This window comes from Caballeronia sp. GAWG1-1 (assembly GCF_023631465.1).
Taxonomy (GTDB): domain Bacteria; phylum Pseudomonadota; class Gammaproteobacteria; order Burkholderiales; family Burkholderiaceae; genus Caballeronia.
The window spans coordinates 1-2,870 of sequence record NZ_JALQDB010000084.1 but is presented as its reverse complement, the minus strand read 5'-3'; the positions used below and the strand labels follow the sequence as shown (position 1 = coordinate 2,870).

The 2,870-nt window shown below is 61.4% G+C and carries 2 protein-coding genes; both read left to right on the top strand.

Going from position 1 to position 2,870, the window contains the following annotated elements; all coding sequences use genetic code 11:
* On the top strand, positions 1 to 417 hold a 417-nt coding region (locus NCT03_RS33490), incomplete at its 5' end, for a phosphopantetheine-binding protein (protein WP_250495493.1).
* A gap of 9 nt (positions 418 to 426) precedes the next feature.
* Positions 427 to 2,870 (top strand): condensation domain-containing protein (locus NCT03_RS33485; RefSeq protein ID WP_250495492.1); only part of this gene is annotated, 2,444 nt, incomplete at its 3' end.

Below are 2,870 nucleotides of genomic sequence, written 5' to 3'. Positions count from 1 at the left end.
GGCGTACCGGATTACATGGTGCCGTGGCGCATCGTGGTGCTGGATGTGATGCCGCTGAACGCGAACGGCAAGGTGGATCGCAAGGCGCTGCCGGTGCCGTCGGTGCAGGACGAAGACCACGAATGGGAAGCACCACAAGGCGCACTCGAAACACAACTCATGCAAATCTGGTCGACGCTGCTGGGCATCGAACGCATCGGCCGGAACGACAACTTCTTCGAGCTGGGCGGCAACTCGCTCATGGCCGTGCGACTCAATGCGCGCATCGGACTGGAACTCAAGGCAAGTCTGCCGTTAGCCGCGCTTTTCGAGGCCACGTCGCTGGCCGCACTCGCGCAGGCGATCGACGATGCGCGCACCGCCGGTCCCGGCGATCAGGCGCTCGACGAACTCGACGCCTTTCTCGATACTCTTTGAGCAAGCTTCATGGATAAGGACAAAGCCGCGCGCATCGCGCAGCGCTTCATAGAACTTTCGCAGGACAAGCGCCGCATCTTCTGGCGCAAGATGGTCGATGAAGGCGTGACGCCTTCGCAACTGCCTATCCTTGCGAGAGCGAGATCGCCGGGAGAGGCATCGCCCGCATCTTATGCACAGCAGCGCTTGTGGTTCCTGTGGCAGTTGTTGCCGGAGAGCAGCGCGTATCACGTCTCGGGCGGCTTGCGCCTGCATGGCGCGGTGAATCACGCAGCGCTGCGTGCGAGTTTCGAAGCGATCGTGGCGCGACATGAGAGCCTGCGCACGCGTTTCGTGGCCGATGTGAACGGTCGCGTCGAGCAAATCATCGATGCACAGGTCGCGCTGGACTGGCGCGCGGCATCGCTCGATGCGAGTGAATTCGATGCCACCGCGCGTGCTTTAGCTGCAGAGCCGTTCGATCTGCAACACAGCCCGTTGCTGCGTGTGGCCTTGTTCAGCGCGAGTGCGGAAGAACGCTTGCTGGTGCTGTCGATGCATCACATTGTGTCGGACGGTTGGTCCGTGCAGGTGTTGCTCGATGAACTGGTGGCGCACTATCGCGCGGGCGTTTCAGGAAGCGCAATTGAGCGTGCGGCGTTGCCCGTCCAATACGCGGACTACGCCGCGTGGCAACGCGACTGGCTCGACGCAGGCGAACGCGAACGTCAACTGGCCTACTGGCAAAGGACACTGGGCGATGAACACCCGGTGCTGGCCTTGCCCACCGACGCCCCACGCCCCCCACACGCGACGTATCACGCTGGGCGTCATCATGTGAGCCTGCCGCCTGCATTGGCCGACGCGGTGCGCGAGCGAGCCCGCCAAAGCGGCAGTACGCCTTTCATGGTACTGCTGGCCGCGTTCCACGCGCTGCTGTATCGCTATACGGGGCAGCAGACGGTACGTACGGGCGTACCAGTGGCGAACCGTCATCGGGTGGAAGTCGAAGGACTGATCGGCTTCTTCGTGAACACGCAGGTAATGCAAAGCCGTGTTGACGCCTCGACGGACACGGCGACGTTACTCGCACAGGTACGCGAAGCGACACTTGGTGCGCAGGCGCATCAGGATTTGCCCTTCGATGCACTGATCGACGCACTGCGTCCGGAGCGCAGCCTGAGCCACACGCCACTGTTCCAGGTGATGTTCAATCATCAGCGCCGAGACTGGCGGGTGCTGAAGGATTTGCCGTCACTGGAAATCGAGCCGTATGCCTTGCCGGCCGAGATGGCGCAGTTTGAACTGCTGCTCGACACGCGCGAGGAAAGTGACGGGACGATATCGCTTGAGCTGAGCTATGCACGCGAGTTGTTCGAGGCAGGAACGATCGCGCGCATGGCGCAGCATTACGAGGCGATGCTCAAGGCGCTTGTCGAAGCCACGGCGTTGATCATCGAAGTGCCGCTACTGAGCGCAGAAGAGCGCGCAGAGATCGAAGGCTGGAGCCGCAACGACACGCGCTTCGAGAACCTTGAGCCGGTGATACGCGGCTTCGAGCGCCACGCAGAGCTGGCACCGGACGACATTGCGCTGACCTTCGGCGATATCCGTCTGAGCTATGCCGAACTCAATGCGAAAGCGAATGGCCTGGCGTATGAACTGATCGAACGCGGCGTGGGGTTGGAGTCGAAAGTAGGCGTAGCCGCAGAGCGCTCGGTGGAACTGGTCGTGGCGCTGCTGGCGATCATGAAGGCGGGCGGGGCGTATGTACCGCTGGACCCGTCATTGCCACAGGAGCGGCTTGCAGAGATGCAGGCCGATAGTGGCATGACGCTGGTGCTGCGAGATATCGATGTATCACGCGACGAACAGAGCAATCCGGATATCGAAATCCACGGCGAAAACCTGGCCTACGTCATCTTCACCTCAGGCTCGACGGGCCGTCCCAAAGGCGTCGGCAACACACACGCTGCGCTATCAAATCGACTTCAATGGATGCAGCAAGCTTATCCGCTCGAACACGGCGAGACGGTACTGCAAAAGACGCCGTTCAGCTTCGACGTATCGGTATGGGAATTCTTCTGGCCATTGATGGTCGGAGCACGTCTGGCGGTCGCCGCACCCGGTGCGCATCGCGATCCATTGCAACTGGCACACACCATCGTGCAGCACGAGGTGAGCACGATTCATTTCGTCCCGTCGATGTTGCAGGCGTTCATTGAAAGTGAACACGCGCTGTCTTGCGCAGACACGTTGCGCCGAATCATCTGTAGTGGCGAAGCGCTGCCTGAAGAATTGCAGCGCAAGGTCTTCGCGCGTCTTCCGAATGTGGAACTGCACAACCTGTACGGCCCGACCGAAGCGGCGATTGACGTGACCGCGTGGCAATGCCGAGAAGAGCACCGGCCGGTGCCGATCGGCGCGCCGATTGCAGCGACACAGACGTGGGTACTCGATGAGCGTATGCAACC